The 25,479-nt window shown below is 54.0% G+C and carries 18 protein-coding genes; 9 read left to right on the forward strand and 9 right to left on the reverse strand.

Features of this window, described 5'->3' with window-relative positions:
* The 6 genes from VNX88_16470 to VNX88_16495 all read right to left on the reverse strand — a co-directional run.
* Positions 1-669 (reverse strand): PIG-L family deacetylase (locus tag VNX88_16470; GenBank protein HWY70265.1); only part of this gene is annotated, 669 nt, incomplete at its 3' end.
* 65 nt (positions 670-734) lie between these two features.
* A complete protein-coding gene (locus VNX88_16475; protein HWY70266.1) occupies positions 735-3,926 on the reverse strand; it encodes a carboxypeptidase regulatory-like domain-containing protein in 3,192 nt (1,063 codons plus the stop codon).
* 264 nt (positions 3,927-4,190) lie between these two features.
* Positions 4,191-5,288 (reverse strand): hypothetical protein, encoded by a 1,098-nt coding sequence (locus VNX88_16480; GenBank protein HWY70267.1) that lies wholly within the window; start codon positions 5,286-5,288, stop codon positions 4,191-4,193.
* 44 nt (positions 5,289-5,332) lie between these two features.
* Positions 5,333-6,352, reverse strand: a complete 1,020-nt coding sequence (locus tag VNX88_16485; protein HWY70268.1) for a hypothetical protein — start codon at positions 6,350-6,352, stop codon at positions 5,333-5,335.
* On the reverse strand, positions 6,352-7,389 hold the full coding sequence (locus tag VNX88_16490; GenBank protein ID HWY70269.1) for a hypothetical protein: 1,038 nt from the start codon (positions 7,387-7,389) through the stop codon (positions 6,352-6,354). Before VNX88_16490 ends, VNX88_16485 begins: the two co-directional genes overlap by 1 nt.
* A gap of 14 nt (positions 7,390-7,403) precedes the next feature.
* Positions 7,404-8,459 carry an extracellular solute-binding protein gene (locus tag VNX88_16495; protein HWY70270.1) on the reverse strand — a complete coding sequence of 352 codons (1,056 nt, stop codon included), beginning with the start codon at positions 8,457-8,459 and terminating at the stop codon, positions 7,404-7,406.
* A 450-nt stretch (positions 8,460-8,909) separates the two neighbouring features.
* On the opposite strand from VNX88_16495, the gene VNX88_16500 reads away from it, so the two are divergent.
* Positions 8,910-9,974, forward strand: coding sequence for a hypothetical protein (locus tag VNX88_16500; GenBank protein ID HWY70271.1), 1,065 nt, complete (start codon positions 8,910-8,912; stop codon positions 9,972-9,974).
* 119 nt (positions 9,975-10,093) lie between these two features.
* Here VNX88_16500 and VNX88_16505 read toward each other — a convergent pair whose 3' ends face one another.
* Genes VNX88_16505 through VNX88_16515 form a run of 3 tightly spaced genes read right to left on the reverse strand, consistent with a single transcriptional unit; the run spans position 10,094 to position 14,037 of the window.
* A complete protein-coding gene (locus VNX88_16505) occupies positions 10,094-11,389 on the reverse strand; it encodes an MFS transporter (GenBank protein HWY70272.1) in 1,296 nt (431 codons plus the stop codon).
* Positions 11,390-11,404: 15 nt separating this feature from the next.
* A complete protein-coding gene (locus VNX88_16510) occupies positions 11,405-12,490 on the reverse strand; it encodes a tartrate dehydrogenase (protein HWY70273.1) in 1,086 nt (361 codons plus the stop codon).
* A 38-nt stretch (positions 12,491-12,528) separates the two neighbouring features.
* A complete protein-coding gene (locus VNX88_16515) occupies positions 12,529-14,037 on the reverse strand; it encodes an MmgE/PrpD family protein (protein HWY70274.1) in 1,509 nt (502 codons plus the stop codon).
* A 377-nt stretch (positions 14,038-14,414) separates the two neighbouring features.
* On the opposite strand from VNX88_16515, the gene VNX88_16520 reads away from it, so the two are divergent.
* The 8 genes from VNX88_16520 (at position 14,415) to VNX88_16555 (ending at position 25,476) form a co-directional block, all read left to right on the forward strand.
* Positions 14,415-15,317, forward strand: a complete 903-nt coding sequence (locus VNX88_16520; GenBank protein ID HWY70275.1) for a WG repeat-containing protein — start codon at positions 14,415-14,417, stop codon at positions 15,315-15,317.
* 28 nt (positions 15,318-15,345) lie between these two features.
* Complete coding sequence (locus VNX88_16525; GenBank protein HWY70276.1) at positions 15,346-16,104, forward strand: hypothetical protein; 759 nt, start codon at positions 15,346-15,348, stop codon at positions 16,102-16,104.
* 59 nt (positions 16,105-16,163) lie between these two features.
* Positions 16,164-16,829 carry a response regulator transcription factor gene (locus VNX88_16530; GenBank protein HWY70277.1) on the forward strand — a complete coding sequence of 222 codons (666 nt, stop codon included), beginning with the start codon at positions 16,164-16,166 and terminating at the stop codon, positions 16,827-16,829.
* A 35-nt stretch (positions 16,830-16,864) separates the two neighbouring features.
* Positions 16,865-18,253, forward strand: coding sequence for an ATP-binding protein (locus VNX88_16535; GenBank protein HWY70278.1), 1,389 nt, complete (start codon positions 16,865-16,867; stop codon positions 18,251-18,253).
* A 164-nt stretch (positions 18,254-18,417) separates the two neighbouring features.
* Positions 18,418-19,464 (forward strand): hypothetical protein, encoded by a 1,047-nt coding sequence (locus tag VNX88_16540; GenBank protein ID HWY70279.1) that lies wholly within the window; start codon positions 18,418-18,420, stop codon positions 19,462-19,464.
* A 198-nt stretch (positions 19,465-19,662) separates the two neighbouring features.
* A complete protein-coding gene (locus tag VNX88_16545) occupies positions 19,663-20,985 on the forward strand; it encodes a TolC family protein (GenBank protein HWY70280.1) in 1,323 nt (440 codons plus the stop codon).
* Positions 20,986-20,989: 4 nt separating this feature from the next.
* A complete protein-coding gene (locus VNX88_16550; GenBank protein ID HWY70281.1) occupies positions 20,990-22,291 on the forward strand; it encodes an efflux RND transporter periplasmic adaptor subunit in 1,302 nt (433 codons plus the stop codon).
* A gap of 2 nt (positions 22,292-22,293) precedes the next feature.
* Entirely contained in the window at positions 22,294-25,476 is a 3,183-nt protein-coding gene (locus VNX88_16555) for an efflux RND transporter permease subunit (GenBank protein HWY70282.1), read from the forward strand.
* The last annotated feature ends 3 nt before the right edge of the window (positions 25,477-25,479 follow it).

Here is a 25,479-nt window from a genome sequence, read left to right on the forward strand (position 1 = left end):
CTGCCCATACGTGCGTCCCAGAACCGGATCGTAAACCCCCGAATCCACGCGTATGGTCCAGTCGTCAGCTTCGCTGCGATTGTCGTTGTAGAACTTCAAGGGCTGCCAGGGTTCCAGTCCTTCCGCAATCTGCTCGGGAAAGCGTGTCGGATCCCCGGCAGCATCGAATGCTTGCCGCGAAACGAGTCCGTCGATCTCGTGATTTCCCAATCTGTCTCCCGGATTGCCCTGCCAACGCGAAAGCATGACCTGAGGGCGTTCCTGACGGATGAAGCGGACCATGTCGCGCAGCGCGTCTTCTTCATTCCAATAGCGCAAGGTCTTGGCCAGAGTCTTGGATAGGCCGAAGTCGAGGAAGCGTGACATACGAAGCCGAGCGCCGTAGTACTCAGAGGACCGCACCATCTCCAGGGTGCGACGAATTCCGAGCGGAGGACCGAAGTCGCCGCTGACAGCATCACCTGCAGCTTCGCCGCGACTCAGAGCAAGAAACGTCACCTGATAGCCCTTGCCTCGGCTCAGCATGGTGACGGTGCCACCATCTTCATCGTCGGGATGCGCAATCATGTATGCAACGCGGCCGGTGGTCTGCAGCTTGCGCAAAGATTGAGCCAGGGCGGCGGAGCCACGGTCCTCCGGCACGAGTGGACGCGCTGTGGCTGAGGGCACGGAAGCGAAAAGAGCTACGCTTGCGAGGGCAATTGCGAAACTGAGCTCTGCACGTTTTCTGCCGCTCACCATGTGAGCTTTAATGCGAACTGAAGCTGTCGCGATGTCGTAGACGTCGAATCAAGCTTTCCGCTTGAAATCACGTTTCCACTTTGATCAAAAAACACGCAGCATGCTGAGTTTTGAGCATTGTTCTTTAATGGTGGCGCAAAATTGCTATGGTTCAAAATGTTAAACGCTTCGACACGGAACTGAACATTGAACTGTTCTGAAATCCTGCGAATGTGGTTGTTCTTGAAAACCGAAAAATCAAAGGCAGATAAGCCAGGACCTCTGAGAATATTGCGGCCCGCGTTCCCGAGGCGGTTAGTGGGATTGGGGAACTGGAAGCACTGAGTTCGAACATAATTAATCGGATCACCGGAGTTGGTGAGCGAGTCGCAACCAGATCCCCGAATCCTGTCAGGATAATCAAAGATGATCCCGTTGTTCACGCCGAGCGGATCTCCGCCTACCAGCGCGCTGAACGGCTCTCCAGTGCTCGCTTGATAAATTCCGCCTAACTGCCACCCGTCGGTGAGCCAGTGCGCCAGGCCAGAAAAAGCTGACGGAGCGGGAATAATCCAAGTGTAGTTAATCACCGCATTGTGGGTGATGTCGAAATCCGAGACACCGCGAGTCAGTCTCACGTCAAAGAAGGGCGGACTTCCAATGGCATTCGCTAACGCGTCTCCTGCGAGCGTTGAGGACCCGTCATCGATGCTCTTTGACCAAGTGTAGGACCCACCAATTTGGAAGCCGTGTGCCATTCGCTTGGAGAGACGGACTTGCAGAGAATGGTAAATAGAATTGTTATTCCAAAACAGCGCGCTGATCTGTCCCAAACTGGGATTAAGCACTTTGCCACTGCCGACAGGGGAAGGCCATACGTATCCTTGCGGGGTTAGCGTAGGGAGCACCATATTGACGTCTTCGCTACGATACGGCAGGTGAACGCCTCTTGAACCTATGTACCCGACCAGCGCAGTAAGGTTCGGAGCAAGCTCGCGCTGAATATTGAAGTTCCACTGGAAGACGTACGCGCGTGAAGGGTCTGGGTCGACATGCGCGTAGCGGAAAGTCGTTGCTCCTAAGCGCGGAAAGGCTCCGGTTGGAAAACTTCCCTGCGCCAGTCCCGTCACCCGCCCTTGAGCAAAAAACGGAGCTGGCAAGATCGTCAAGGTTTCAAACATATAGGTGAGCGGTAAGACGTCATACATCCCAAGCGCGCCGCGTATCGCAGTCTTGCCGGTACTGAAAGGATCCCAGGAAAAGCCGACGCGCGGTTCGAAATTGAGCAATGTTGGATTGGAAAAGTATGGCGAACCAAGGTGAGGTGCAGCATCCGTCAGATTGCGAAGATTCGATAGTTTTCCTCCTACTTCGGTCGGCACGGTCGCCATTTCGTACCTGAGCCCGAGGTTAAAAGTCAGGTTCTGACGAAAGTGGATGTCATCTGCTGCGTAGGTACCGAAAATTGTCTGTCGCAAATCACGCGGCGAAATCAGTCCTGGAATTGCAGCGGTAAAGCTAGTTGGCTTGTTGGTTAGAAAGTTGGCTAACGAGCCGAACTGAAAGAAACCTGCGGGATTTGCTCTGCCTTCCTGATTAGCAAGGATATGTTCGATCACGACGCCGAACTTTAGACTGTGTGCACCTTTGGTGACGAAAGCATCGTCATACACTTGGAAAGAATTAAAGTGAAAATCATATTCACCCGTCGCCCCAAAGCCGCCTGGATACTGAGTTAATCCTGGGACCTGAATCTTGCCAACATTCGCTCCGGGCAAGAAACCGAGCGAGGGATCCTTCGCTGCGGCGTTGATGGCGCTCAGTGTCTTCGGGCCGTCCGACAGAACGCGGCTAAATCCAAAGCGCAGGGCATTAACAAAGTTTGCACTGAAGGTGTGTGTTTCCTCCAGACTCACGAGCTGACGACGCGATTCGGCAGCCATCACCACAGCATCGAAAGGATCTGGCGACGAATTTGTGCTCGTGTCAAACATATAGGTGCCGGCGAGGGAATCCTTACTCGAAAGCTTGTGATCGACTCGCCCAGTCGCAAAATCCTCGTTCGCAACCTGAGCAGTGACAAGCGTGAAAGTGCCGAAATTTCCGTTGATCGCACCATTAGGCAGCGGGTACAGAGCTAGGTATGGTTTCACATTCGGATCGACAACAACATTTCCACCCGTGAGTTGTCCATTTCGGGCATTCGGCGATGGAACGGAGTCGACTTGTGTGATGCTCAAGCTTTGACGCAAACCCTCGTACGAACCGAAGAAGAATGTCCGGTCTTTAAGAATCGGACCTCCGAGGCTGCCGCCGAACTGATTTCTCTTGAAAGGGGGAACGCGAGGGCCATCAAAATAGTTACGCGCATCCAATGCGCTGTTCCTAAAAAATTCAAAAGCAGATCCGTGAAGTGCATTGCTGCCAGATCGCGTGATTGCGTTCACAATCCCGCCCGAGCTGCGGCCGTATTCGGCTGAAGGATTGTTGGTAATAACTGAGAACTCCTGAATGGCGTCTACACCGAGGTTCGCACCAAGCACACTGCCCGGCGCTCCGTTTGAAGAGTCATTAATGCTTATACCGTCCAGACGATAGTTGTTCTGCTGTGGGCGCGTACCACCGACTGTGAGCTGGGAACCAATGCCTCGGATGGTCCGATCGTTCGCTCCTGACGCGAGCGCCATCTGAGTTCGCACGGGCGCAACTCCGGGCTCGAGTGTTGCGAGCGAAGCCCAGTCACGACCATTAAGCGGGAGTTCACGCATTTCAGTGCCGCTCACTACTGCGCTAATAGTTGCAGTGGTTGTCGTGACCCCAGACTGCTCTCCAGTTACCTCAACAGTCTCGGTGGCGTGGCCCACGCGCAGCTGCAGATCAATCTGCAGCTCTTGGCCGACATCAACTGTTACTTCGTTGCGAACATCGGTTGCAAAGCCAGTGGCTGAAACATTGACTTGGTACTTCCCGGGAATTAGGTTGGGTGCGCGATAGAGGCCATCCTGATTGGTCGAGACGATACGGGTAAGGCCGGTAGCTTGGTTCTTGACGGTGACAGTTGCTTTTGGAACGACCGCGCCACTGGTGTCAGTGATAGTGCCGAGGATGGTGCCGCCAGTGACTTGCGCAGCTATCGGAATTGAACCGCAGAGCAGCAACAACGCGCATGCACATGTGACGAAAACACAGCAATGTGGAAGTCTCATTTGTCTTCTTTCTGCCACAGCGATTTGCGGAACGGATTAGGCCGGCTGCTTTCCGTTTCAGAGTTTATGAAATTGTTTCCGCGCCTTCTGCAGCAGAATGCAAACGGGCGGCATGATAGTGCCGAAGGTCTCGAACAATCCAATTAATTTCTTTTAAGGTTTGGCGAAGCCACCAGAAGGCAATTAGAGAAAGCAAGCTGGAGCACGCTGAAACTTTAGAGTCGCGCACATATGGCGTCCCTCGAAATGCGCTGGCTCGAACCGTTAATTGCGGAGCCTGGGAGACCCGACCCCAGTGGCAATTTTGGCTGCGTCAGGGACAGTCGAATAAACGCGTATCTCGGCATCCTTGTCGCCAAATCGCGGCAGAGCTACGTACAGCGTTCCGGTCTGCTGAACCAGTAACGAGGTACCGCCATCAGGACCCGTGGGGATTCTCGCAATGGGCTCGTAGTGATCCGCATCAACCTGCCGATAAGCTTGAATCGATCCTTCGTGCTCGCCCGTCTTAGCCGAGCCTGTTGCATAGATCCGCTTCTTATCGGGATCGTAGAGCAGGCGATCAATACCGGAGACGGTCGTGAAGCTCGCGATTTCTTTCCCTGTATCGGAATCGAGCGCGATCACCCGCGAGGGGTTCCGCATGCCAACAAACAGCCGATGGCTGGCTTCATCCAAGGCAACCGTGCCGCTTCTCTCGGCATTGGGAAGAGGCCATTTCGCGAGGATCTTCCGTTTTGTTCGATCGATAACGATAATTTGACTGCCAAGCGCATTGGTCGTGAACAATCTTGGCCCGTGTTGCTCGAGTACGATTGCGCCAGGCCGCAGTTCCGGATCAGTCTCGATGTTTCCGATAAGCTTGCTCTTGGCTGAATCAATGATCGCGATCTGACCTGGATCCCGCTTCTGCCCCGGCGCATCGCCAACCTGTCTGCCACCATGGCCGATGTATAGGTACTTCGTCGCTGGATCATACGCGATGACATTCGCCCCGATCGAAAGCTTGATCGAGTCAATGACCTCAAGCGAGTCCCCATTGAGGACTTTGCAGCTCCCATCATCTCTCGTGCTTACAAACAGCTTTTTGGCGACGGGAACGTAGTAAGCCCCTTGAGGCTGGGGAAAACCGGGCAGCGTCCGGATATGTCGGCCCGCTCGTAGGTCCACTACTTCGATGGTATTGGCATCCCTACCGGTAATGAATAGGCGCTGACCATCCAAGTCGACCGTCGAATGATCGAACCGTCCAGTGACTCCCGACAGCACGATTGTTCCAACAAGACGAAGCGGTTCATTTTGCTGCGCTTGCACGCTGGTAATGCATACCAGCGCGACGATGATTGCGATCTTTGTTTTCATCTGTGTATCTCCGCTGACGATCGCAGGAAATCTGTCCAAGCTAACTATTTTCCGATCACCAGCATGCGAAATGTGCCGGGTGCTATGCGCTTCACTGGCCTTCCTCCAGGCTGAGCAGGCGGCAACCACTTCACATCGCCAGCGGGCACGAATAGCTTGTGAGTCTTTGGATCTAAAGCCATGGTTTTAGACAAGTCGTGTGTCGGGATTTTCTCTACAAGAGTGTAGGTGTCTGGAGTATCTTCGTGCGTTATAGTCACCCAGCCATCCCCAGTCGAACTGAATATCAACTTTGAATCTGGATCAAATGAACTCGTATCAACGTTGTCACCGATTGGACTCTGCGTTATGTAACGCCCTGTATTTAAGTCGAAAACTGCGAGCATGAGATTGCGGCAGCCCACAAAGAGTCGTTGTGATGCCAAGTCAGCGGCCATGCTGGTGGGGCGATCGCATGGCGCGGTGGGCCAAGGGCGCTCACTCGTGAGCGTTTGCGAGTTAATGGGAAGAATCGCGTTCTTGTCGACCAAATCTACGTAGACGTGGCCCTTGCCGTCAGCAATCGCAAACTCGGGCTTTCCGCCAATGGGCACGGTTCCCGCTACCTTACCGGTAGCCGATTCGATCGCCGTAGCGTCATTGCTATCTCCATTGAACGAGAAGACGCGTCCGGATGCAGAGTCGTAGATGATGGCGTCGGGATTAGCCCCAACGCTGACCTCCTGGATTTTATGAAGATCCCTGAGGTCGAAAATCACGGCGGAAGATCTCTTACCGACCGAAACAAATCCCTTCCCAACATTCGCAGCGACCGCGACGCCGTGGACGCCAGGCGTGTCCGGAATCGTGCCAACGATTTTGCCGCTGTCTATGTCCAGCACGATCACTTCGGAAAAATGAGAGACGTACATGCGCCGAGCGCTGTCATCAATCGTCTGAAAGTCCCAGGTGTCATCACTCGGTCCGAGAGGGATGCTCTTGAGAACGCGATAGCTCGTGCCGGCAAACAGCGCAGTCAACAGGAACACCGTGCTTGAAAGAAGAAGACAACGAAACACTCTCATCACTGTTCTCTCCCTAAGACCAGGATTGCGAAAGTCTTCTCGGCCACTTTCTTTCGCACCTTGCCACCCGGAGTCGCTGGCGGCAGTTTTGCGACCTCCCCAGAAGGAACGAATAGCCGATGCGTCTTCAGGTCAAGCGCCATCGTCTTTGAGCCATTCTGGGTCTTAATCGTATCCAAAGCACGAAAAGAGTCCGGGCCATCTTCATGCATCACCGTAATAATTCCGTCTTCGGTGGAACTGAAGATCAGACCGGTTTCAGGATCGAAAGCAGTTGTATCGACATTGTCTCCGATCGGGAGTGTGGTGAGTTTCTTTCCATCATCGGAATTCAGAACCGCCAGGAGAAAGTTTCGGCACCCCACAAATAGTCTGTGATTTTTCCGATCCATCGCCATGCTAGTTGGTCGATCGCAACCCTCGACCGGCCAACGATCGGTGATCTTCAGCTTGTCCGCGTCAATTCGTGCGACGATGGCTTTGTCTACAAGATCTACAAAGACGTGACCAGCGTAGTCACTCACCGCAAATTCGGGTTTGCCATCCAAGGGGATAGTTTCAACAACATTTCCCGTTGAAGCATCGATGACCGTCGAATTTCTGCTGACTGTGTTGAATGACAGCACGCGGCGGGTTGCCGGTTCATACACAATGGCGTCTGGCAGGTTGCCAGTCGGAATGGTCTTCAATACACGAAGAGTCTTCAGATCAAATTGCGTAACGAAAGCGCCGTCGCCATTTGTGATGAATCCAGTACCAAGATCTGGAGCGATTGCAATTCCATGTGCGGCCTGTGCGCCCGGTATTTTGCCAACTACCGTCTCCTTGTCGACATCCAACACGTCTACCTGAGTTTCGTGAGCCACATACAGCCGCCGTGCAGAATCGTCGATGCTTGCAAAATCCCACGTGCCTTCACTATTCACAACCGGAATCTTCTTGAGCAGGTGATATCCGCTCGCATCAGCCAGCAAGAACACTGAGAAACAAATCCCACCGATAAGGACGGCGAACAGCTGCTTTCTTGTACTACGCATATTCAGCTCCTGAATTATCTCGCTAGGCTTGACGCCCACGATGCAAACGTCGGTTTGAGAGTGTCGAATTTCTTCCGGATTGCGGAATAGTTGACGTTCATGTATTTGATATTTTCAATCCGCTTCACCCGTTCTGGTGTCTCGACACCGGCTAGCAAAGGTGTCTGAGCGCAAGGCGAGTAGGCGAGTTTCCGTTGGACCTCTGGCGTGAGCAAGTAATCTATGAGCTTCCTGCCATTGTCTGGATGATGTCCTCCCCGGATCAGCGTGACCGCGTTTGCAACAAGAAATAATCCGATCTGATTCTTCTGCTGGTCAGGGTAGATGATTTGAACGTTGGGGCTTTTGGCATTGGCCGCAAATGCGTCATCGATATCCACGAGACTGAAGCTTGCCTTGCCAGCGGCAACTGCATCGGCGCTATCGCCGTTGCCGGGAGAAAACTTCACACCGTTATTCTTCATGCGCGCCATAAACTTCTGAGCTCGTTCGTCCCCCCAGAGTTGAAACAATGCGGTCAGTGTGAAGCCGGTGGTATTGAGCAATGGGTTAGCCAAAACGGCTCGATTCTTCCACTGAGCATCCGCATACGCCTCAAGTGATGTGGGTTGCAGCGGTTCCGGATTGTTCGCGAGCAGCACCCTAGCTCGTGCCGAAAATGCTGTCCAATATCCGTCAGAGTCCTTGAAAATAGCGGGCAACTTCTGCGCGTTGGCAGAGAAGTATGGAGTCGAGATTCCTTTTTCTTTAAGGAGGTCAGGATGAATCGGCTCATTCGCCCAATAAACATCTGCTTGGGGATTATCCTTTTCTGCCAGCAACCGCTTCATCACCTGCTCAGCGGCCTCTTTGTCGTAAACGGCATTGACGCGAATACCGCTATCGTGTTCGAAGTCGTGCAGGATTGGCTCGGAACAAACTTGGTCTTCGCTCGAGTAAACGACGACGCTGTTATCGTTCTCCGCGACGAGGCTTACAGTGAACGCTGCAATTACAGAACTTAAGATAGTTAAAGGCAGAGCGCGCCTGAACATGCGCGACTGCAGCGCCAGCTTTTTCTTATATCGCAATCTACTCATCGCAAGAAGCGGCTACGACATACTTCACGGTTGGAAAGCTTAGCAATAGGCAGACACGCAGCGACATAAAACCGACATTAATTTCGTTTTAGTAGGGTCTTTGAGCGAGCGTTGCGAATACATTGAGCAGATCCGAGGCAATGCGTTAATGGCGAGGTTGCAAAGGACTACTGTTGTGCCTCGCGGTGCTTTCATCGCATTGCTCGGATTCACATTATTGCCATCGGGCCAAGGATTCGCAACCGAAAACGATACACGCAACTGGCCTCACTCGTTTTCCCCAGTATCCATGCGGGTTCGCGATTCAGAAGAAGAATCGCTGTTCCTTTCACTGTTAAATTCACTGATCTGAGCCCTAACAGTGAAAAATAGTGAATTTGGCCACCGGCAGTAATCGTTGCGAAATCCCACCCGCCTTGGCCTGACGCCCAGGATGTTAGTATGCCAGCCATGAAACAGCGCATCTCTCTTCTGATAGCAGTTACGGTGGGCGTGGGCGCAATCGCGATTGCGCTGCATGCCAGCGACCCAAGCGCAACTTATACCACTCGTACTCTGGCCCTTCCCGATCACGGCAAGGGAACCATCACCATGGATTACATCGCCTATGATCCCAAAACGGGATACGTGTGGGTTCCGGCGATCAACATTGGTTCGGTGGATGTGGTGGACACCAGCAACGACTCCGTCCGTGAGATCTCGGGCTTTCCCACCAACGAAGCGGAATGGGGAGGGCGAAAGCGCGTTCAGGGACCCAGTGGAGTGTCGATTGGGGACGGCGTGGTGTACATCAGCGACCGGGCCGACTCGAGCGTGTGCGCCGTCGATGAAAAGACACTTGCGCGCAAGAGCTGTGGACACATCGATTCCACGCCCGATGGCGTAGTCTACGTGGCGCCCACGAAGGAAGTCTGGGTCACCGTGCCGCGCGACAAGTCTGTGCGCATTCTGGATAGTCAGACTTTGAATCAGAAAGAAAAACTGACCTTCGACGGTCAGCCTGAGGGATACGCAGTCGATGCCAAGCGTGGCCGGCTCTACATGAATTACGAGGACAAGGACCTGACGACCGCCATCGATCTTAAGACGCATAAGACCGTCGCGAAGTGGCCGTCATCATGCGGCGCGGACGGCCCCCACGGTATATCACTAGATCAGGACACAGGCTTCCTGTTCGTTGCCTGCAGCACGCAGGCCGAGGTTCTGGATGCGGGACACAATGGAGAGAAGTTATCGTCGATCGACACCGGCAACGGCGTCGATGACCTGAGCTACTCGCCTGCCACTCACACCCTCTATGTGGGCGCTGCCCGAGACGCGCGGCTCACGGTCGCGCGAGTTGACGCCGGAGGAAAGCTGAGCTTGATTGCACAAGTACCGACTCACGAAGGCGCTCGCAGTGCAGTCGTGACGAAGGACGGCACGGTCTATCTAGCTCACTCGAATCTCGGTCAACTGCCAGGGTTGATCGTGGTGTCCCCGAATGGGAATACCCCGCAGCACTAAAGAGCCAATAGCTTAACAAATCTTTTCACAAGTTATTGTCTCCAAATCACATTGCTTTATGACTTGCGAGCCGCAACTAATCGACTGCAACTTTTGCTCTATTAACAAACTCATGCTCCTTAATTTCGAAGACTGGCGTTGCCACCGTGTTCTTGATCAAGAGCACCAGTAGACCGGCAGAAAGCAAGCTGATCAGCAGTACCGCCAAGCCCGGAGCAAACGCGTGATAGTGCGTGCGCAAATAGCCGATCAAAAAAGGACCGGTGAATGCACCAAGGTGACCAACTGAATTTATGAAGCCTACGGACGCTGCGGCTGCGGTTTCGCCGAGCAGAGCCGTCGGCAACGACCAAAAGCAAGGTTGCCAGCTGTGTAGGCATCCTGCCAAAGCGCAAAAAAAAAATGATCTGCACAGGCAAGGAGAGATTGAACGCCAATCCGACAAACAGAATTCCAGCTCCAACAAACAGCGGCAAAGCCGTGTGCCACCGCCGCTCACCGGTTTTATCTGAGTGCCATCCGACTGCAAGATCGGAGAGAAGAGCGACCAGATAAGGGAATATCGCAACGAGCGTAACTGTGAAAGTCGAGTAGCCGGAGACCCGTTTTAGGATGGTTGGAAACCAAATCGTAAAGCCATAGAGTCCCACGTCGCCGAAGAGGTACACGCCTCCGAGCATGATCACGCGTGCATCGAGGAGCACACGTCCAATTGACGCTGGAGCCGAGGTTCTCTTAATTCTTGCCTCCTCGTTGAGGGTATCGGCAAGCCATTCGCGCTCGTCTTCCCTTAGCCAACGAGCCTCTTGCGGACGATCTGTTAGATAGAAATAGGTAGCGGTGCCAAGCAGGATTGCCGGTACGCCTTCCAGGATAAAGAGCCACCGCCAACCATTGAGTCCGAACCAGTGCACGCGAAGGATCAACCCAGCTAACGGCGAACCAACGATGCTGGCGATCGGTATCCCAATCATGAAACCTGCAATTGCCTTTGCCCGATCTCGGGCGGGAAACCAATGCGTGAGATAGACGATCACGCCAGGAAAGAACCCGGCCTCCGCCACCCCGAGAAGTAATCGGAGCGTAATAAACTGAGTTGGCGTATGCACAAGACTCGTGAGTGTGGTCACGAAGCCCCAGCACGCCAGAAGTCCAGAGATCAAAATGCGCGCACTCCAGCGTTCAACGAGTAGTGCACCCGGAATGGCGAGTAGCACATATCCCAAAAAGAACACGCCAGCGCCGAAACCGAATACCTGATCGCTGAACCCAAGATCTTGAGTCATCTCGAGACCGGCGTAGGCAACGTTAACTCGATCGAGAAAACCGACAATATAAAGGATAAGAAGAAAAGGCAGGATCCGGCGCGCTACTCTAGCCGTGGTGCGCCTTGCTACGGCCGAATCCGAGTTCATGTTTGGTGCTCCAGGTCAGCGAGTCACTTCAATGCGCTGCGGAAGCGAGATTTCTGCTGCTATCGTCTCCCCGACTTCCGCTGTGGTCGCGGTTCCGCCCAGATCGGGAGTCTTTGGACCGCCCTGAGCGAGCACCTTTGCTACCGCCCGGTCGATCTCTTTAGCCGCTTCTCGCTGTCCCAGATGGTCGAGCATCATGGCTCCCGAACAAATCTGAGCAATGGGATTGGCGATTCCCCTTCCAGCAATATCAGGAGCGGATCCGTGCACTGGTTCGAACATGGAGGGACACTCACCTTCGGGATTCAGATTCGCGGACGGTGCAATGCCAATCGAGCCCACAACTGCCGCACCTAGATCGGAAAGGATGTCGCCGAAGAGATTTGAGCCCACTACTACATCGAATCGATCCGGATGCTGAACAAAATGGGCGGTAAGAATGTCGATGTGAAATTGGTCTGCGGTGACGTCCGGGAACTGAGACCGGATCTCGGCAAAACGCTCATCCCAAAATGGCATGGTGAAGACAATTCCGTTTGACTTCGTCGCCGAGGTGACGTGCTTCTTACGGGTTCTCGCCAGTTCAAATGCATAGCGGATGACTCTGTCGCACCCACGCTTGGTAAAGACGGTCTGCTGAACAGCCAATTCCTCTTCAGTTCCAGAATACAGCCGACCTCCGATTTGGGAATACTCGCCTTCGTTGTTCTCGCGAACTACGCAAAAGTCGATCTCACCCGGTTTGAAGTTTTTGATCGGTGACTGAATGCCATGCAGAAGCTTCGCCGGGCGCAAATTTACGTACTGCTTAAAGCCGCGCCGAATCGGGATCAAAAGACCCCACAATGAAACGTGATCGGGGACTCCGGCAAAGCCTACGGCTCCGAGAAAGATAGCGTCGAAGGTTCGCAACCGGTCGAGCCCATCCTCCGGCATCATTCGGCCTGTCTTCAGGAAGCGTTCGCAACTCCAATCGAAGTGCTTCCACGCAAAGCTGACATCGAACTTACGGCCGGCTGCCTCCAATACGCGTAGGCCTTCAGGCACGACTTCATGTCCTATGCCATCACCTTCAATGACCGCGATGTTGTATTTCTTCAAAATCACTCCCTGCGAACAAAGGCGCTGAACGTTTGGCTTTATTGTTTACTCAGCAATAAAGCTAGCTCATCCACTCGAGCAGCAGTGTCGATAGTCTTCACGAAAGTAACAAGCTGATCAGTTTTCTGTCGGGGCCATTCTGCATACTCTGCGCACCCTCTGAATTTCGCTTCAGCGTCTGCAAACGACATTGGGTTCGACGGACTGCCTTTCGCAAATTCTGCCCTGCCGGAAATGACTCGGCCATCCTTTAGATGGATCCTCAGTAGAGAGGTCATTTTGTCGAAGCCAGCGGCCTCAGCTTCGGGATCAACGTAAAAGTTTATGCGCTGAATCATGGCCTGCACATCGGGGCGACGAGCTACTTCATCGGTAAATTCGCCCAGTCCAGCCTTTCGTTCCAGCAAAAGAATTGCGAGGCAAAACTCCATGCTGAATTTTGCCTGCAATCCAGTCTGCGGTTGATGATGCAGCAGAGTGGTCGTCATATTGTGGTTAGCGCCTATATCCACCTTCTCCACTTGCGGTGCTCTGAGGTCATTGGTTTCGATCAGGCGAATGAGCTCAGTCATAGCCGGGTGCGTCAATGAACCAGAAGGATAGGGTTTCAGCGATATGCCGGGCGAAGCGAACGTCCATGGATTTCCGAGGCGATTGACGATCGCATCTGGATCGAAGGTTCCTCCCGCGGCGTGGAAGAACCCTCGTTCGGCCTCGAAGATGTTCCTTGCTGCCGTCCAGCCCAATCCTGCCAACTCAGCCGCGATGACTCCGCTCTCTGCTGCACGTCCGGCTTGAAAAGGCTTTGTCATTGTTCCAAAGTTTTCGCGAAGTCCTCCGGATTCGCTTCCGGCAATACCGAAGGCGCTTAGCGTGCCCTGGTGATCGAGGCGCATTAGTTTGCCAGCTGCGGCGGCTGAACCGAATGCTCCACAAGTTCCTGTGGAATGGAAGCCGTCCTGGTAGTGGCGCGGCGAGATGGCCTCAGCAACCTTACACTCAACCTCCACGCCGACCTGATAAGCGGTGAGAAAGTCTCTACCTGAAACTCCTGCACGTGCGGAGAGTGCCAGGATCGCAGGCAAGACTGGGACAGTAGGATGTACCAACAAGCCATACACACGATCCTTGGCTGCCGACAATTGCGTGTCGTCAAAATCGTCGGCATGAATTGAAACTCCATTTACAAAAGCGGCGAAACGCGGAGCCGTTCGTAAATTTGATCCAATTACGACGGCTCGCTTATCGCCATTCGCGAAGCTCTCGACGTATCGCCGTGAGATATCACCCGTGTCTGCCATGGAACCGGCGAGCGCTAGTCCCAATCCGTCCAAGATCGATTTCTTGCCTAAATCGAGGACACCTTCGGGAATGTCGGCGTATTTGGTATTGGTGACAAACTTTGCCACATAGTCGGTTAGGCCTGAAATCTTGGGGAAATTATCACTGCAAGCAGAACCTCCCGCCGGAGTCCGTTCAGCAGAGCTTCCTACAGCACTTGCAATGAACACGCTGAGGGAAGCCTTGCCGAAATCACGCCGTAGCATGAACCTCTCCTGTGTTCTCCATCGACAAATGCGATCCCATTGGATCTCCTTGTTCTAATCTCAACACGGCGGAGATTTCGCAGTTACTGTGAATGCACCGCTGCTGTAGGCTCAACTTCTCCTTCGTGTAGCAGTCTAGTCATTTGCAAGAGCCGGCTACAACATACTTCATCGGTCGGCAAGCTTAACAACAGGCAGGCGCACAGGGACATAGAACCGACATTAATTTTCTGTTTAGTGGACTTTTTGACCGTCGCGGATACATTGAGCAGTTCCAGACAAGACCGCACGTCGGCACCGAACCTAAAAGGAAATTAATCAGCAATTGGCGTTTGGCGGATTTATTGTGTCTTGCGACACACGCACGAGGAGAGCCGATGATGGTGAGCAAAAAGGCGACACGAATTCTGACGGTTGTCCTTTGTGGATTGATTGCACCCATGCTTTGGACGGATGACGTTGCACGCTACGCTGTTCATACGGGCGGCAAGATCGGTTTTATTGATCGCGACGGCAAAATGGTCATCGAGCCTCAGTTTGAGGACGCAATCCACTTTCAGGACGGCGTTGCTTCTGTCAAAGCTGGCGGGAAATGGGGGTACATAGATCCAAGTGGAAAATGGGTCATCCCACCTCGCTACGATGAAGCTCGGACCTTTTATCAAGGATTGGGAACCGTCAGGCTGGGTAGCAAGTGGGGATACATAAATCGCGAAGGAAAGTGGGTGATCCCTCTTCGATACGACGTTGCGAAGAGCTTCGTAGATTCTGGAGTTTCCGGTGCTGAGCTCACGTTTGCCAGGGTGAAAAGCGGGAACCAATGGATGTTGATTGATACGAAAGGCAAGCCAGTGTTGAAGCCTCACGTCGATGAGTTAGGTCCTCTCGAGGAAGGCTTGGCTCCAGTGAGAGTCAAAGATAAATGGGGTTACATCGATAAGGATGGGCACTCGATAATCGAGTTCAAATATGAAAAGGCGCTGGGTTTCGGAGAAGGTTTGGCGCTCGTGAAACTAGACCAACGATGGGGCTTTATCGACAAAACCGGACAAACCGCTATCGACTTCAAATACGAAGAAGCTGGGGAATTTGGCGAAGGTGTTGCTCCAGTAAGAATCAACGGCAAATGGGGCTACATAGACAAGACCGGTAAATTTGTGATTGAGCCTCAATTCGACGACGCTAAAACCTTCGCCGACGGACTGGGCGAGGTGCACGTACAACATCACGACGCATACGTCGATCATAACGGAGCTGTTGTGTGGCGGTCAGACGACTGAAACCCTGAAAAACGATGAGGAACTGTGCATGCTAAGTCGCTCGCTCAAATTTGTGGTTTTTCTCTGTGCGTCCATTTCTGTTTCGGCGCAAGAGATTCCTTATACGCTACGCTTTGTCTCCGAATGGACCATCCCTCCTGCGCAACGTACCGCTTACATCAGCTACTTGGACCAAAACGTTAGACCAGTGTTTGAGAAGCTCTCTGTCGACAGCACGGTGCTTAACTGGGGAATCTACACGACTGCTGTGTACGACGAGAACGGTTTCAGCAATGGTTACTGGTTTGAAGCCGCCACTATGGCTGGTATTGACAAGGTTCTGGCCCAGTTAGGGAGGCTGAAAGAGAGTCAGCTCATAACCGCTGACGTGAAACACCACGACATGTTGCTCAGGACCACTTTGCGCCGTAGTAAAGAGGGCAGCGGGAAAGATGGCTACTACTATTTCAATTCAACGCTCCTGCAGCCTACCAAGCGCGATCAATGGCGCCAATGGTGGGACAAGTACCAAAAGCCGATGTATGAACAATTTTTGGCCGATGGCCTTGTGAGTATGTATGAGATCGAGGCTGGGGAGATCCATACGATGGATCCGAGCTGGGTTTATCTAGCGTATGTTGCTCCAAGTGCCGAGGCTCTCGACAAAATCAATGCGGCATTCCAGGCGAGAGGAAGTAAGCGCAACGCGGAAGAAAGCAGGGCAATCTCCGATGCGTACGATGCGGTGATAGTGCCTGGAACGCATCGCGATTATCTTGCCCATGCGAATAGCTACGGACAGAAATGATGTCTTTGGAACTAGGCAACCACGTTGACAGAGAACCGCGGCTCACCCATCATTTGGCGATGCATCTCCTTCTCATCGAAGATGAACGTAAGGTGGCGAGCTTCATTGCGCGGTCGCTGCGCGAGAACGGCTATACAGTGGACGTAACGGAAACTGGTGAAAAGGGGCTTGAAATGGCAGGGCGGATCAATTACGACGCCATCCTCCTAGACCTTCGCCTGCCCCGTATGACTGGCCTTCAAGTTTGTCGAGAGTTGCGGGACGCGGGAAATGAAAGTCCGATTCTCATGCTGACGGCGCGAAGTCTAGTTGAGCAGCGTGTGGAAGGGCTAGATGCCGGTGCCGATGACTATCTGACGAAGCCGTTTGCTATCGCGGAACTTCATGCTCGGGTCAGGGCTCTGACGCGGCGTGGCTTTCATAAAGGCGGAGCCAAGCTGCAGCGTGAGGATTTGGAGTTCGATCGCCAGAGAAGGCGGGTTACGCGTGCAAACGTCGAGATCCAGCTCACCTCGAAGGAACTCTCTCTTCTCGAACTTCTCCTGTTGCGGTCGCCTGAAGTGGTCGGCCGCACTGAAATTGTCGAGCAAGTGTGGTCTTACGGATTTGATACAGAAACCAATCTTGTCGAGGTATACATCAACCGTCTTCGCCAAAAGATTGATGCAGATCACAGCGTCAAGCTGATCCACACCGTACGTGGAGTCGGTTATCGACTAGGGTAGTGGGCGTGTTCAGAAATTATTCATTGCGCTTCCGCATGATGATGCTGTTCTGCATCATCGTTAGCGTGCTGCTGGCCAGTTCATATTTCGTCATTTATTCCATATTCGTGGGGGATGCTGCACGTCAACTAGATCGAAGATTGGTCGATACCGCCAATCCTATTGTTGCCGATCTCGCTGCGAATCCAAGCGAAGAAGATGTCTTTACGTTCGATTTGGCAAATCAATATCTGGAGCTCGCGGACAGGAATGGCCGCATTCTTCAATATTCCAAGAATCTCGCCGCCCATCATCTGCCATTTGCCACGGCGGATCTGAATTCGGATGTTCCGGCCTTCCGCACACTCGAAGACAACACTCTAGGTCGCCTCCGCATTACCACTATCCCGTTTCAGGTTGGACGCACAACCCTGTTCTTGTTATTGGCGGTTCCTACTCGTGACACAGACGAGATGATCGCCAATTTCAGAAGAATGTTGCTTGCCTTGTTTCCTCTGAGCTTGGCAGTGACGGCGATAATCTCCGCCTGGTATGTGGGAAAGAGCCTGCGGCCCGTTGTCGGCCTAACCGAACACGCCGTTCAACTCACTCAAAGTCTTACGAATCCTTCGAAAGGTTCTGCACCCGCGCCTCTTCCGATTTCTAATCCTCACGATGAGCTGGGTCGTTTGTCGTCCATGATTAATGTGCTGTTCTTGCAAGTGAATTCGGCCCTGGCGCAGTTGCGTCAATTCGTATCGGACGCCTCTCACGAGCTCCGCACTCCACTCGCAATTCTGCGAGGAGAAGCAGAGCTCGTTCTCTCTCAACCGAGAGCGCCTGAAGAGTATCAGTCCGCACTGAGGGTGATCGACAGTGAATTGATCAAACTCAGTCGGATTGTTGAGGGGCTCTTCACGCTGTCTATGGCCGATGCGGGCCAGCTTCGCTTAGCGAGAGACCCTCTGCATCTGGATGAAGTGCTCGAAGAAGCATGCGAAATGGCGGTTCCTCTAGCCCGTGTGAAGTCTATTGCGATCGAGCGGAAGGTTGAAGCAGACATTCCTTATGAAGGTGACGAGGTATTCCTCCGTCAACTATTTCTGATCTTTCTTGACAATGCCATCAAGTATTCCCCGCAACAGACAACGATTAGTGTCGGCCTCGAAAGAAATAACGGTCGAGTACGCATTGCTTTCACAGATCAGGGCATCGGCATTCCCCATGAGCATCTTCCTCACATCTATGAGAGGTTCTATCGTGCGGCAGGCCCTGAGACGAGTGAGGCACGCAGCGGCGGCTTAGGTCTTTCGATTGCCCAGGCCATTGTTCGCGCCCAAAGTGGAACGATCGAATGCAAGACTCAACCTGGCTCAGGTTCGATTTTCACGATCATCTTGCCGACGAACTGGAACAGCGTACAGCAAGTGCTTTCCAATAGCTGAAACTGAAGCAAGCGGTCAGCTACTTCCATCTAAACGGTATTTAATCTAGTTTTCAGCCTTCATATCGACTCCCTCGTCTATACTCTGCGGTCAGTTCTCGGCAATTCAATACTTACTGAAAACAAACGGCACCATCAGGTAATGCCGAAGGAGCACAGACCTGGATGACAGTGAAAGCAAAATTCACGCAGACAATCGCAGCAGTACTCATCATGCTGGCCTCTGCATTAGGGCAGTCCGATGCCACTTCCACTTCGACGAATAGCAATCGTGAGAGTCCACCGCTACGGTTAGTACAAGAGATTCCGTTGCCCAACGTAGTCGGTCGGATTGACCACTTCACTGTGGATCAAAAGCGGAAGCTTGTCATCGGTTCCGCTCTAGGGAATAACACGGTAGAGGTGATCGACGTATTTGCTGGTCGAGTGGTCCACACGATTCCTGGAATTCCTGAACCCCAGGGAGTGCTGTACGTTCCCGATCCCATCAACAAGCTCTACGTTGCAAGCGCTGAAGATGGAAAGCTAAGAATCTACGACGGCAAGTCCTATGCGCCGATCACAACGCTCGATTTCGAGGAAAACACCGACAATCTGCGGTATGACCCTGCAGAGAAGCGCGTATATGTAGGGTACGGTGAAGATGAGAAGTCAGCGATCGGAGTGGTTGACGCAGCAACAAACCAACGGCTGGAGGATGCAGGCAAGCTCGATGCTCATCCAGAGTCCTTCCAATTGGAGAGTCCGGGGTCGAAGATTTACGTAAATATCGCCTCTAAAGAGAAGATCGCCGTCATCGACCGTAAGACGCACCAAGTGAAGGACTGGCGCCTGACTGGGCTCAAGGCGAACTTTCCTATGGCTCTGGATCAAGCGGAGCATCGCTTATTCATCGGAACGCGCAAACCCTCCCGTCTGGCCGTGTTCGACACCGATACGGGAAAGATAGTTGCGAACCTGACGTCGGCCGGTGACATGGACGATCTCTATTACGACGATTCTCGCAAGCGTGTCTACGTACCCGGCGGCGAGGGATTCATAAGCGTTTTCGAACAGAAAGATGCTGATCACTATGACCAAATGGCCAAGATAGCGAGCGCTATTGGAGCCAGAACTGGTGTGTGGTATGGGAAACGGGATCGGCTGTATTTAGCCGTGCCCGGCCGCGCTAATCAGGGCGCAGAAGTATGGGTATATGAAGCCCAAGATTGAAACCCTTTTGCAGGCTCCGCCTGTCTCTGCGATGCTTCATTGCTGCCGTTCAGCGAAGGCACTGCGTGTCATTTCCGATCTGGAACTGGAGGGCCTGCGTGAGCAGGATTCGATACGCAATCTGAGGAGTTCTTTGTCGCCGTGAGGATAAATCGCAGATTCACAGTGAGAACGGGAATTCTTTTGTTCGCCGTTAGCATGTCTCGCAACGCTGTTCCAGCGCAGCAACTCAGTAGTTCCGGCGCTGTGCAGACTTCATCTCCCGATTCTCAAGCTCCGATCGTCGTAACTCTGCAAGACGCTTTGCAGCGGGCCCGCAATCTTGATCCGACGTACCGTATGGCGCTTACTGCAGCAGGCGTAGCGCGAGAAGATCACGCGCAATCGCGCGCAGCGCTCTTGCCCAGTCTCATCTACAACAATCAGTACCTCTACACACAAGGTACGGGATTGCCGGTTGCGATTACCGCGGACACGCGCTACATCGCCAATAATGGTGTCCACGAATACATAAGCCAGGGCAACGCTCACGAAGTGATCAGCGGCTTTCAATTTGCCGACTTCAATCGGACATCCGCTGCGGCAGCCGCCGCGCGAGCCAACGCGGAAGTGGCTGCCAGAGGCCTCGTGACGACAGTGGTGAAGATCTATTACGCGGAAGTAGTGGCCCGACGGAAGTACGCAAATGCGCAATCAGCAACCGATGAAGCAAAACGGTTTTTCGAACTAACGCAGAAACTCGAGCAAGGCGGCGAAGTAGCCCATTCGGACGTCATCAAGGCGCAGTTGACAGCCAATGACGCGCAGCGCGCTCTGCGTGAGGCACAACTTGCGATGGATTCAACCCATCTCGAACTTGCCGTCCTGGTCTTCCCCAACTTTAATCAGAACTTCTCGACGGTGGACGATCTCCGTTTGCCGCCTCCCTTGCCCCCGATGCAGGAAATCGAGCAGCAAGCCAAGGCTAAGAACCCGCAACTCTATGCGGCCATGCAGAGCGCACGAGCCGCAGGACTTGAGGTATTGGCCGCCAAAGCGGCCTACCTCCCAACGCTTACACTCGATTATTTCTACGGCATCGACGCGAATCATTTCGCGCTCCACAGTCCAAGCGCCGAAGGGCTTATTCCAAATCTGGGATATTCGGCGAGCGCAACGCTGAACATTCCAATATGGAACTGGGGTGCAACGCGGAGCAAGGTCCGCCAGAGCGAATTGCGGCGAGAACAGGTGCAGATCGAACTATCAGCCGCACATCGTAAGCTGATAGCCGACCTGAAAAGCTTTTATGCAGAAGCCGAGGGTGCAAAGATCCAACTGGATGTCCTGCAACAATCGGCCGATCTGGCAGCCGAAAGTGTGCGGCTTACGAGCCTGCGATATCAGGCTGGCGAAGCCACGGCCCTGGAAGTCGTCGATGCGCAGAATTCACTCGTTTCGGCACGCAACAATTACGACGACGGCGAAGCTCGATATAGGCTGGCCATCGCTAATCTGCAGACTTTGACCGGGATCTTCTAATTCAATGGCAACTCGACGGCTTGTGCATTCAATTCTAGGGTTTGCTGTCCTTAGTTTCCTTCCGCTCGCCGCCTGCTCAAAGCAGCAGGCCGAACCGCAGCCGATCGTGTCGGTGCAGGCTGCGCCGGTGAAACAGGGAAGCATTTCACAAACCGTGACAGCCGATGCGGTCTTATACCCGATCAATCAGGCGACGATCACGCCTAAGATCGCCGCGCCTGTGCTCAAGACTTACGTCACCCGCGGATCGAAGGTTCGTCAGGGCCAGTTGCTGGTGACCCTCGAAAACAGAGATCTGACGGCGGCACAAGAGGAGAATCGGGGAAACTTCGAGACCGTGCAGGCGCAAACTGCAATAGCGAAGCAGAACTCCATACCTGAAGAACTGACGAAAGCAGAGTCAGACACGAAGGCAGCAAAAGAAAGCCTCGACGTCCAGCAAAAGCTCTTTGATAGCCGTCAAAATCTGTTCAATCAGGGCGCAATTCCGCGCAAGGATCTCGATGCGGCGGCAGTCACTCTGGTGCAGGCTCGCGCTCAGTATGAACAGGCGCAGAAGCATTTCGACGGATTGAAAGCCGGTGGAAATCAATATGCGCTCAACTCCGCTGGCGGGCAACTCGTCGCCGCAGAGGGGAAATACAAGGGGGCGCAGGCTCAACTTCAATATTCCCAAATCCGCAGTCCCATCGATGGTGTGGTCACGGATGGACCGCTGTATCCAGGAATGCTGCCGACGGTGGGCGCGCCTCTCATCACCGTGATGAACCTGTCGCAAATGATCGCGAAGGCGCATATTCCCCAGAATCAGGCATCGTTACTGAAGAAGGGCGATGATGCGACCGTCAAGATGGTGGGCCTTGAGGACGAAATCAAAGGTAAAGTCATTCTGGTCAGCCCAGCCCTCGATCCTGGTAGTACCACCGTCGAAGTCTGGGTACAAGCTGCTAATCCGAAGGGCGCACTGAAAGCGGGGTCGTCAGCCTCACTCTCGATGGTCGCGCATACCGTGCCCGATGCACTCGTTGTCCCGGCTGAAGCGTTGGTTACCGATGAGGGAGGCAAGAAGTCCGTTATGGTTATCGGCGGCGACGGCGTCGCCAACAAACGGGAAGTCGAGACCGGTGTACAAACCGCCGACTCCGTGCAGATCGTGAGCGGAGTGAAGCCGGGGGAGCAGGTAGTGAGCACGGGCGCGTACGGCTTGCCAGACAAGACCAAAGTAAAGGTTGAGGCGCCCGCCGCTCCTGGCAAGGAAGGCGGCGACGAGGGCAAAGACAAAGGCGAAGGCGGGAGCGAGCCGTAAGCATGGCGACGAAGATCACGCCAATTGACGAAGTGCAACGCCTTCCTGTTCCGTTGCCCGACTATTGGTTCTCGCGTTTTTCGAAGCCGCTTATCTTTCTAATCATCGCGTTGGCGATCATGGGAGCGTATCTCGCGTTCACCATCCCCGTCGCTGTTTTCCCGGAAGTGAACTTTCCCCGCATCATTATCGGCATCGACAACGGTGTGATGCCGATCGATCAGATGATGGTCACGATCACACGCCCGGTAGAGGATGCGGTGAACAGCGTTCCCGGATTGCAGCGGGTAAACTCCATAACCAGTCGTGGCTCTGCGGAAATCGACCTCTTCTTCAACTGGAACGTCGATATGGTGCAGACGTTGCAGTTAGTGAACTCTGCGGTGGCGCAGGTGCAAACCTCGCTGCCGAATACGGCGAAGTTCGATACTCACCGTCTCACCTTCGCCAGCTTTCCCATTCTGGGCTACAGTCTGACGTCGGATACGGTTCCGCAAACGCAGCTCTGGGAGTTGGCGACCTACGAGCTTAAGCCGCAGATAAACCGTCTCGATGGAGTAGCAACGGTTGTCGTCCAGGGGGGACAGGAGCCGGAATACTTAATCACGCCTGATCCTTCGAAGCTCTTGAGCGCCTCGGTTACAGTGCCGGACATCACCAACGCAGTCGCGAAGACCAACCTTGTCGATTCGCCCGGCCTGATCGAGGACAATCACCAGCTCGTGTTGGGGTTGATCAACGGCCAGGTTCGCAGCCCCGAGGAGCTGGGCCAAATCGTTGTGAAGACCAACCCGGCCGGGATCCCGATTCACATTGGCGATGTGGCTACGGTCACCCACGGCACAAAGCCGAAGTACACGGTAGTGACAGCGAATGGCAAGCCAGCCGTACTGCTCTCGATCAACCGTCAGCCCGACAGCAACACCGTGGTAGTAGCGGACGAAGTGAACGCCAGGGTGGCGGAGCTCAAGAAGACGTTGCCGCCGGGCATCAAGCTGACTCCGTACTACGATCAATCAGGACTGGTAAGGGACTCTATCGGTAGCGTGCGAGACGCGATCCTGATTGGGTTGGTGCTGGCGTCGATTGTCATTGTCGTGTTCCTGCGTGACTGGGGCAGCTCCGCCGTCGCAGGAATGGTGATTCCGATCACCATCGTGATTACTTTCATCGTGCTGAAGGCCATCGGCGAGAGTTTCAATTTGATGACGCTTGGTGGACTGGCAGCCGCCGTCGGACTGGTTATCGACGATGCAATCGTTGTAATCGAGAACATCGTCCTGCATCGAGATCTCGGGCAAGGAAGACTCCAGGCAATCTATAGCGCTCTCAAAGAAGTCACAGCGCCGTTGATTGGATCCACGGTCACGCCAATTGTCGTATTTTTGCCTCTCGTCGCGATTCATGGCGTATATGGCACGTTCTTTCGCGCGCTTGCAGTCACGATGGGCGTGTCATTGTTCACATCGCTCGCGCTGGCGCTCACATGGACACCGAACCTGAGCCAATACTTTGTGAAGCGGAAATCGCAGCACAAAACCGACGAAGTGGCGGCTGCGGAGTGGACCGATCGTGAACGCCTCGAACGTATGATTGAGGCCGAAGAGGCCTCATATGGCAAGCGGTTTCATGCCGTCGTTAATTTCTATGAGCGTTGGCTGCGCCGGGCGCTGGAGCGTCCGTTGTTGCTCGCCGGCCTAAGCGTAGTCCTGATCGTTGTTGCCTACTTCTGCTTTCAAGCTCTTGGATCGGACCTGCTGCCGGCGATGGACGAAGGCGGCTTTATCGTCGATTACATCATGCCGCCGGGAAGCTCGCTCGCCGAGACTAACCGCGTCGTCAACCATGTAGAGCAGATCATACGTGCCGACAAGGACGTGCAAAGCACTTCGCGGCGTACCGGCTTGCAACTTGGACTCGCGGCGGTGACGGAAGCGAATACCGGTGACATCTCCGTGAAGCTGAAGGCGAAACACGAACGCTCTTCTGACGAAGTGATTGCGGACCTTCGCGTCAAGATCAAACAGGAAGAGCCGCAACTGGATACGGAGTTCCCGCAACTTTTGCAGGACATGATCGGAGATCTCACCAGCGCGCCCGAGCCGGTGGTGATCAAGTTATTTAACAACGACGCGGCTCTGTTGGCGAAGACCGGGCCGCAGGTCGCCGATGCAATCTCCAAAATCAAGGGCGTCGTCGACGTCAAGGACGGCGTCGAGAACACCACCAGCGGCCCGGCATTGAATTACCAGATCGATCCTGCGGTGACAGCGCGCGCCGGCTTTAGTCCCGACGAAGTAGCCATCGATGCTTCTGCCATTCTCGAAGGTGAGCCCGCCACGACTCCTGTGGTTGTGAACAACCGCGCCTACACGGTACGGGTTCGGTTCCCGGACGCGAATCGAGCGAATATCGAAGCGATGAAGAATACGCTGCTCGCAAGCTCCGCAGGTCGCACCGCAACGCTTGGTTCATTGGCTACGGTAACGCAAATTCCCGGGCAGACAGAAATTCGCCGTGAGAACCTGCAGCGCGATTTGGAGGTCACTGCTCGATTTGAAGGGATCGATCTGGGAACCGGTATTAACAAAGTGCAAGCCGAAATCGCCAAGCTTCACCTTCCATCTTCGATTCGCATCGAGTACGGCGGGCTTTACGCCGAGCAGCAGCAGACCTTCCACGACTTCGTCTTTGTCTTCGTGATGGCGTTCGCCTTCGTTTTTGCCGTGTTGCTGTTCGAGTTCCGGAGCTTCTCCGCCCCCACCGCCATCCTCGCTTCCGCGCTGCTCTCAACCGCCGGAGTCTTCCTTGCGCTGCTAATCACCGGCACAACGTTTAGCGTTTCCGCGTTCATGGGGCTGATTATGGTCATCGGCATCGTGGCCAAGAACGGAATCCTCCTGCTCGATGCCGAACACGAATTTCGACGCGCGGGATTCTCGCCGGAAGATGCCATGATGCGCGCCGGTAGGCGACGTTTGCGTCCGATCGCCATGACTGCCATTGCGGCCATCGCGGGCATGCTACCCCTCGCCTTCGCCCTCGGCGCAGGATCGGAAATGCTTCAGCCGCTGGCCATTGCCGTAATCGGCGGCATCCTTATTTCGATGGTGCTCTCGCTATTGGTCACGCCTGCCGTGCACTTCTACCTCACCGGACGAAGAGAAGAGGCGGCAACACGATAAGCT

This window comes from Terriglobales bacterium (genome assembly GCA_035567895.1).
Lineage (GTDB): Bacteria > Acidobacteriota > Terriglobia > Terriglobales > Acidobacteriaceae > Gp1-AA112.

Coding starts and splice junctions, on each gene's coding strand:
- VNX88_16530 (HWY70277.1), top strand. CDS start 16,164: ATGCATCTCCTTCTCATCGAAGATGAACGTAAGGTGGCGAGCTTCATT.
- VNX88_16540 (HWY70279.1), top strand. CDS start 18,418: ATGACAGTGAAAGCAAAATTCACGCAGACAATCGCAGCAGTACTCATC.
- VNX88_16475 (HWY70266.1), bottom strand. CDS start 3,926: ATGAGACTTCCACATTGCTGTGTTTTCGTCACATGTGCATGCGCGTTG.
- VNX88_16480 (HWY70267.1), bottom strand. CDS start 5,288: ATGAAAACAAAGATCGCAATCATCGTCGCGCTGGTATGCATTACCAGC.
- VNX88_16555 (HWY70282.1), top strand. CDS start 22,294: ATGGCGACGAAGATCACGCCAATTGACGAAGTGCAACGCCTTCCTGTT.
- VNX88_16490 (HWY70269.1), bottom strand. CDS start 7,389: ATGCGTAGTACAAGAAAGCAGCTGTTCGCCGTCCTTATCGGTGGGATT.
- VNX88_16550 (HWY70281.1), top strand. CDS start 20,990: ATGGCAACTCGACGGCTTGTGCATTCAATTCTAGGGTTTGCTGTCCTT.
- VNX88_16500 (HWY70271.1), top strand. CDS start 8,910: ATGCCAGCCATGAAACAGCGCATCTCTCTTCTGATAGCAGTTACGGTG.
- VNX88_16525 (HWY70276.1), top strand. CDS start 15,346: ATGCTAAGTCGCTCGCTCAAATTTGTGGTTTTTCTCTGTGCGTCCATT.
- VNX88_16515 (HWY70274.1), bottom strand. CDS start 14,037: ATGCTACGGCGTGATTTCGGCAAGGCTTCCCTCAGCGTGTTCATTGCA.
- VNX88_16505 (HWY70272.1), bottom strand. CDS start 11,389: ATGAACTCGGATTCGGCCGTAGCAAGGCGCACCACGGCTAGAGTAGCG.
- VNX88_16545 (HWY70280.1), top strand. CDS start 19,663: ATGTCTCGCAACGCTGTTCCAGCGCAGCAACTCAGTAGTTCCGGCGCT.
- VNX88_16520 (HWY70275.1), top strand. CDS start 14,415: ATGATGGTGAGCAAAAAGGCGACACGAATTCTGACGGTTGTCCTTTGT.
- VNX88_16535 (HWY70278.1), top strand. CDS start 16,865: ATGATGATGCTGTTCTGCATCATCGTTAGCGTGCTGCTGGCCAGTTCA.
- VNX88_16485 (HWY70268.1), bottom strand. CDS start 6,352: ATGAGAGTGTTTCGTTGTCTTCTTCTTTCAAGCACGGTGTTCCTGTTG.